Genomic DNA, 6286 nt, shown 5'->3' with positions numbered 1-6286 from the left:
CTACAGTGGGCGCCCGCCGACCTCGCCGAGGAGACCGGCAACGCACGGCTCGCCCGGGCACGGGAGGGCGGGCCCGGCCTGCCGGACGGACCCGGCGGCGACCTGCGCGCCTGGGGCGTGACCGCCGGGTCGGACATCCTGTGCTGGCTCACCGCCGACCCCGAGCCCGACCGCTGGCCCGTCGTGGTGTGCGGGCGGCACACGCCCGAGCGGTTCACCGTCCACCCGTACGGCATGGCGGAGTTCCTGGCGCGGCTGCTCGGCGACGACTTCGACGAGCCGCCGGTCAGCCCGGTCTTCTGGGACGGGGCGCCCGCACGCTTCGTCCACTGGCGGGAGGAGCAGCGGCGCTACCTCGCGGGCCTCGACCCGGTCACCGGGGAGCCCGACCCGTACGCCGGGCCCGGGCCGGGGTGAGCCGGACCCGTACGCCGGGCCGGGGTGAGCCGGTGCCGCCCGGCCCGCACTGCGGACCCGGACCGGGGCGCCGGGGCGAGCCGGTGCGCATCACCCGGCACGCCGGGGCGCCGGGGCCGCCGGGTGCACCTGAGAGACTGGGCGGGATGAGTACGACACCTCAGCACCGCCGCGCCGATGCCCCCGCCGTCGCCGGGGGGTCCGTGCGCCCCGAGACCGTCCGCGCCTGCGCCGAGATCGACCTCGGTGCGCTGCGCGCCAACGTGCGCGGGCTGCGGGCCCGGGTCGCCCCGCAGGGGGCCCGGGTCATGGCCGTGGTGAAGGCCGACGGCTACGGCCACGGAGCCGTGCCCGTGGCCCGCGCCGCGCTGGCCGCGGGCGCCGCCTGGCTCGGCACGGCCACGCCGTACGAGGCGCTCGCGCTGCGGGCGGCCGGCATCGACGCGCCGCTGCTGTGCTGGCTGTGGACGCCGGGCGGCCCCTGGCGGGCGGCCGTCGACGCGGACGTCGACGTGGCGGTCAGCGGTCTGTGGGCGCTGGACGAGGTGACCGAGGCGGCCCGGGCGGCCGGGCGGCCCGCGCGCATCCAGCTCAAGGCGGACACCGGTCTCGGCCGCAACGGCTGCCTGCCCGCGGACTGGCCGCACCTGGTGGGCGAGGCTCTCCGGGCGCAGGCGGAGGGGCTCGTGCGGATCACCGGCCTGTGGTCGCACTTCGCGTGCGCCGACGAGCCGGGCCACCCGTCCGTGGACGCCCAGCTGGCGCAGTTCCACGACATGCTGGAGTACGCGGAGAAGGCCGGTGTCGAGCCGGAGGTGCGGCACATGGCCAACTCGCCGGCCACGCTCACCCTTCCGGACACGTACTTCGACCTCGTACGGCCCGGGGTCGCCCTCTACGGCATCTCGCCCAGCCCGGAGCTGGGCACTGCCGCCGACTTCGGGCTGCGGCCCGTGATGCGGCTGTCGGCGCACGTCGCGTCCGTGAAGCAGGCCCCGCCCGGCCTCGGCATCAGCTACGGCCACCACTACGTCACCGACCGCGACACGCACCTCGCGCTCGTCCCGGTCGGTTACGCCGACGGCGTGCCGCGCCACGCCTCCGGGCGGGGGCCCGTCCTGCTGGGCGGGAAGGTGCGGACGGTCGCCGGGCGGATCGCGATGGACCAGTTCGTCGTCGACCTCGGGCAGGACACGGTCCGGGTCGGCGACCGCGCCGTCCTGTTCGGCCCCGGCGACGACGGGGAGCCCACCGCCGAGGACTGGGCGCGGGCCGCGGACACCATCGCGTACGAGATCGTGACCCGCGTCGGCACGCGCGTGCCGCGCGTCTACCTGGACGCGGACGAGCACGGGGACGACGACGGGGGCGCGGGCCCGGACGGGCCCGGCGGAGCGGACGCGTAGCGCCGAGGGGGAGCCGTGGGCGGGACGACCGGGAAGGCCGTGGCGGGGGCCGTCGACGCCGCGGCGGAGGGCAGTGGCGGCTGGCGCCGCGCGGGCTTCGCCGGGGCGGCGATAGGGGTCGTCGCCGCGGGTGCGGCGGCCGGTGTCGCGCTGGAGCGGCTCACCGTCGGACGCGGCATGCGCCGCCGGGCCCGGCTCGCACTCGATGCGGCGGGGCCGTTCGGCGGGCTGCGCGGCACGCCGGGCACCGCGCCGGCGGAGGACGGCACGGCGCTGGCGTACGAGGTGGACGAGGCGGAGCCGGGCGGCCCGCCGCTCACCGTCGTCTTCTGCCACGGCTACTGCCTCAACCAGGACGCGTGGCACTTCCAGCGCGCCGCCCTGCGCGGCCGGGTCCGGACGGTGCACTGGGACCAGCGCAGCCACGGCCGGTCGGCCCGCGGCGCCGCGCAGCGCGGCCCGGACCCCGAGCCCGTCACGATCGACCTGCTGGGCCGCGACCTGAAGGCGGTGCTGGACGCGGCCGCGCCCGAGGGGCCGCTGGTGCTGGTGGGGCACTCCATGGGCGGCATGACGATCATGGCGCTGGCCGACCGGTACCCGGAGTTCGTGCGGGAGCGGGTGGCCGGCGTCGCCCTGGTCGGCACGTCGTCGGGTCGGCTCGCCGAGGTCAGCTACGGCCTGCCGGCCGCCGGCGTCGACGCGGTGCGGAAGGTGCTGCCGGGGGTGCTGCGGGCCCTGGGGACGCGCGCGGAGCTGGTGGAGCGGGGGCGGCGGGCCACGGCCGACCTCTTCGCCGGGCTGGTCAAGCGGTACAGCTTCGGGTCGCGGGATGTGGACCCGGTCGTCGCCCGGTTCGCGGAACGCATGATCGAGGCCACGCCCATCGACGTGGTCGCGGAGTTCTACCCCGCGTTCGCGGCGCACGACAAGGCGGAGGCGCTCGCGGTCCTCGCGGACGCGCAGGTGCCGGTGCTGGCTCTGGTCGGCGACCGGGACATGATCACCCCCTGGACCCACACCGAGGCGATGGCCGCGCTGCTGCCGGACGCGGAGCTGGTCGTCGTGCCCGACGGCGGCCATCTGGTGATGCTGGAGCACCCGGAGACGGTCACCGACCGGCTGCTGGCGCTGCTCGCCCGTGCGGGCGCCGACCTGCGCGACCACGGCTGACGGCCGCCCCGCCCCGTGGAGCCCGAGGGGGCGGGGACGAGGGCCACCGGGGGCCGCCCGGGGACGTTCACGACCGGCGCCGCCGGAGCGGTTACCTTGGCAGGCATGGAAGCAGCGCACCCCTCCGCCACCGCACCGCACATCCCCGCCGCCGACGTCGCGGCCACCGCCCGGCTCACCGTGCACGCGCCCGAGGAGATGCAGGACCTCGGGCGCGCCCTCGCCAAGCTGCTGTGCCCGGGCGACCTCGTGATGCTCACCGGTGAGCTGGGCGCCGGGAAGACGACGCTGACGCGCGGCCTCGGCGAGGGACTCGGGGTGCGCGGCGCGGTCACGTCGCCCACCTTCGTCATCGCCCGCGTCCACCCGTCGCTGACCGGTGGCCCCGCCCTGGTGCACGTGGACGCCTACCGCCTGGGCGGCGGCCTCGACGAGATGGAGGACCTGGACCTCGACGTCTCGCTGCCGGACTCCGTGGTGGTCGTGGAGTGGGGCGAGGGGAAGGTGGAGGACCTCACGGAGGACCGCCTGCACGTGGTGATCGACCGGGTCGTCGGCGACACGGACGACGACCGCCGCCAGGTCACCCTGACCGGGGTGGGGGAGCGCTGGTCCGGCGTGGACCTCGCGCTGCTCTGAGCTCCGTACGCACGTGCCGTACGTTCCGACAAGCCGTCGGTAAATTGTTGCGCGGGGCCTCCGAAGCGTGGTCACATGGAGATCAGACCCTGGTTAGGTTCACCTAACTACGCTTGGAGCCGGGAGGCAACCATGCCGCAGCAGCAGCCGAGGCGGCAGCCGGAACGGCCGCCGGGGCACCGGCAGCCGTCGGACGTGTCGATGCGCGACCTGCTCGCGTCCTGCGCCGCCGCCACCGCCGTGTCCACCCCGCCCCGCCCGACCCCCGCCGCGCCCGGCGAGCCGTCCGGCACCGCGCCCGAGGACGACACCCACCGTGAGGCGCCCCGCGCGGCGTAGCGATCCCTCCCCGGGGCTCGGTGCCCGCCCGGGCCACCCACCCGTCCGGCTGCGCCCGGTCCGGTGGCCCCGATGCCCGTCAGCTTCGGCTGTCCGGCGGCCCGGGCCCCGCCCACACGGGTGGCCAGCCCCTCGTCGGCTCCGGCCGCCCCGTCGCCCGGTGACCCCCGCGGCATCCCGCGAGCGCCAGAACCGTCCTGCAGCACAAGCCCTTACGGGGGAACCTCGCACGCTCCGCCGCCGTGCCGGCGAAGCCGCCCACGTGACCGTCACCAGCCGACCCCGTGTGACGGCGGGGGAGCGGCCGGGCGGCTCAGGGGATGACGACGACCTTCGCGTTGACGGTCGCGAACGTCCACATCGCGTCCCCGTCCTCGCGGCTCATCCGCACCCCGCCCGTGCGCCGCGTCGGGTCAGGGCTGGGCGTCGAGCCGTCCACCGCCGCACTGAAGCCGACCGTCACACCGTCCACCGAGGCGAACCGCACCACGTGCTCCACCTGCACCCCGTCGGACCCCTGCACGGCGCCCGAGCGGGACGTCACCTTGTACGAACCGGGCGCCGGGTGCACCGTGCTCGGCATGACCGTGAACGTGCGGGAGACCTCGCCGGACTCCTCCCCCAGCCACACCCGGCGCTCCGCCAGGGCGTACACCACCCGTTCCCCCGAGCCGGACTGCTCGGGCACCGCCGGCACCCGCTGCACCGGGGACGCGGAAGCCCCCGGGGCCGGGGAGGCGCCGGGGGCGGAGGGCGCGGCGGACGCGGACGAGGGGGAGGCGCCGGCCTTGCCGCCCCGCAGGTCGGCCGGGGCGGTCGCGGACGCCTGGTAGGCCAGGAAGCCGACCGCCGCCAGTGCCGCCGCGGTGAGCCCGGCCACGAATCCCGAGCTGCTCCTTGCCACGCTGCCCCACCTCTCGTACGACCTGTCGATGTGACGGTAGCAGCAGCTCCGGGAGGGCACCTGGCCGCCGTACTCCACCCCGTGGGAGCCGTAGGCTGTTCGCGTGCTGTTGCTCGCCATGGATACCGCCACACCCGCCGTCACCGTCGCCCTCCACGACGGGCGGTTCGTCGTCGCCCGGTCGGGCCGGGTCGACGCGCGCCGGCACGGGGAACTGCTGCTGCCCGCCGTGCACCGCGTGCTCGCCGAGGCGGGGCTCGCCCTGGACGCCGTCACCGACCTCGTCGTGGGCGTCGGCCCCGGCCCGTACACCGGGCTGCGCGTCGGCCTGGTCACCGCCGCCACCTTCGGCTCCGCGCTGGGCGTGCCCGTGCACGGGCTGTGCACCCTGGACGGCCTCGCCTACGCCTCCGGGATCGACGAGCCGTTCGTCGTGGCCACGGACGCCCGCCGCAAGGAGGTCTACTGGGCGCGGTACGACGACTGCCGGACCCGGGTGACGGAGCCCGCCGTGGACCGGCCCGCCGACATCGCCGCCGACGTGGCCGGACTGCCCGCGGTGGGCGCGGGCGCACGGCTGTACGGCGAGGTGTTCCCGGACGCCCGCGACCCCGAGCACCAGGCGGCCGAGGCGCTCGCCGCCCTCGCGGCGGAGCGGCTCGCGGCCGGGGAGGAACTGCTGCCGCCCAGGCCGCTGTACCTGCGGCGGCCGGACGCCCAGGTGCCGAAGAACTACAAGGTGGTCACCCCGCAGTGACCGAGGCGGCCCTGCGCGAGATGCGCTGGTGGGACATCCCGCCGGTGCTGGCACTCGAACGCGACCTGTTCCCCGAGGACGCCTGGTCGGAAGGCATGTTCTGGTCGGAGCTCGCGCACGCGCGCGGCCCCGCGGCGACGCGCCGCTACGTGGTGGCGGAGGCCGGCGGCCGGATCGTCGGCTACGCGGGCCTCGCCGCTGCCGGCGGACTCGGCGACGTCCAGACCATCGCCGCCGCCCGCGACCAGTGGGGCACCGGGCTCGGCGCCCGGCTCCTCACCGAGCTGCTGCGCTGCGCCACGGACTTCGAGTGCGAGGAGGTGCTGCTGGAGGTCCGGGTCGACAACGCCCGGGCGCAGCGGCTCTACGAGCGCTTCGGCTTCGAGCCGATCGGCTTCCGGCGCGGCTACTACCAGCCGGGGAACGTGGACGCGCTGGTGATGCGGCTGACCGTGCGGGACGCCGCGGCCCAGGACGCCGCCGCGCCGGAGGACACCGGCCTGGACGCCGCCGCCCCGGACGCGGCCGCTCCCGGGGGCGCCGCCCCGCAGGACGCCGTGCCCGACCAGGCCGTCTCCGACGGGGCCGAGCCGGACGCGACAGCGCCCGGCGAGACCGTGCCCGACGCAGCGGTGCGGCCGGACGCGGTGC

At 76.9% G+C, this 6286-nt stretch carries 6 protein-coding genes and 2 pseudogenes; 7 read left to right on the top strand and 1 reads right to left on the bottom strand.

What is annotated here, in order from left to right; all coding sequences use genetic code 11:
• The 5 genes and pseudogenes from BJP40_RS24490 to BJP40_RS24470 form a co-directional block, all read left to right on the top strand.
• Nucleotides 1-417 (top strand): annotated as a pseudogene (locus tag BJP40_RS24490) (SMI1/KNR4 family protein); the annotation flags it as partial.
• A gap of 146 nt (nucleotides 418-563) precedes the next feature.
• The gene (gene alr / locus BJP40_RS24485; protein WP_079171433.1) at nucleotides 564-1823 is read left to right on the top strand and encodes an alanine racemase; all 1260 of its coding nucleotides are present in this window, start codon (nucleotides 564-566) and stop codon (nucleotides 1821-1823) included.
• 15 nt (nucleotides 1824-1838) lie between these two features.
• A complete protein-coding gene (locus tag BJP40_RS24480; RefSeq protein WP_071282417.1) occupies nucleotides 1839-2996 on the top strand; it encodes an alpha/beta fold hydrolase in 1158 nt (385 codons plus the stop codon).
• 105 nt (nucleotides 2997-3101) lie between these two features.
• A complete protein-coding gene (gene tsaE / locus BJP40_RS24475) occupies nucleotides 3102-3635 on the top strand; it encodes a tRNA (adenosine(37)-N6)-threonylcarbamoyltransferase complex ATPase subunit type 1 TsaE (RefSeq protein ID WP_071282415.1) in 534 nt (177 codons plus the stop codon).
• Nucleotides 3636-3767: 132 nt separating this feature from the next.
• A complete protein-coding gene (locus BJP40_RS24470; protein WP_071282413.1) occupies nucleotides 3768-3974 on the top strand; it encodes a hypothetical protein in 207 nt (68 codons plus the stop codon).
• Between the two features lie 313 nt (nucleotides 3975-4287).
• Here BJP40_RS24470 and BJP40_RS24465 read toward each other — a convergent pair whose 3' ends face one another.
• Nucleotides 4288-4878, bottom strand: coding sequence for a hypothetical protein (locus BJP40_RS24465; protein ID WP_079171434.1), 591 nt, complete (start codon nucleotides 4876-4878; stop codon nucleotides 4288-4290).
• Between the two features lie 103 nt (nucleotides 4879-4981).
• Between BJP40_RS24465 and tsaB the strand changes: the two genes are divergently transcribed.
• Together tsaB and rimI are read left to right on the top strand one after the other, a co-directional pair.
• Complete coding sequence (tsaB, locus tag BJP40_RS24460; RefSeq protein ID WP_071282409.1) at nucleotides 4982-5635, top strand: tRNA (adenosine(37)-N6)-threonylcarbamoyltransferase complex dimerization subunit type 1 TsaB; 654 nt, start codon at nucleotides 4982-4984, stop codon at nucleotides 5633-5635.
• A 20-nt stretch (nucleotides 5636-5655) separates the two neighbouring features.
• Nucleotides 5656-6204 (top strand): annotated as a pseudogene (gene rimI / locus BJP40_RS24455) (ribosomal protein S18-alanine N-acetyltransferase); the annotation flags it as partial.
• Nucleotides 6205-6286: the final 82 nt, after the last annotated feature.

This window comes from Streptomyces sp. CC53 (assembly GCF_001865245.1).
Classification (GTDB): Bacteria; Actinomycetota; Actinomycetes; order Streptomycetales; family Streptomycetaceae; genus Streptomyces.
The sequence above is the reverse complement of the archived record's forward strand: the minus strand, read 5'-3'. Positions and strand labels throughout refer to the sequence as shown.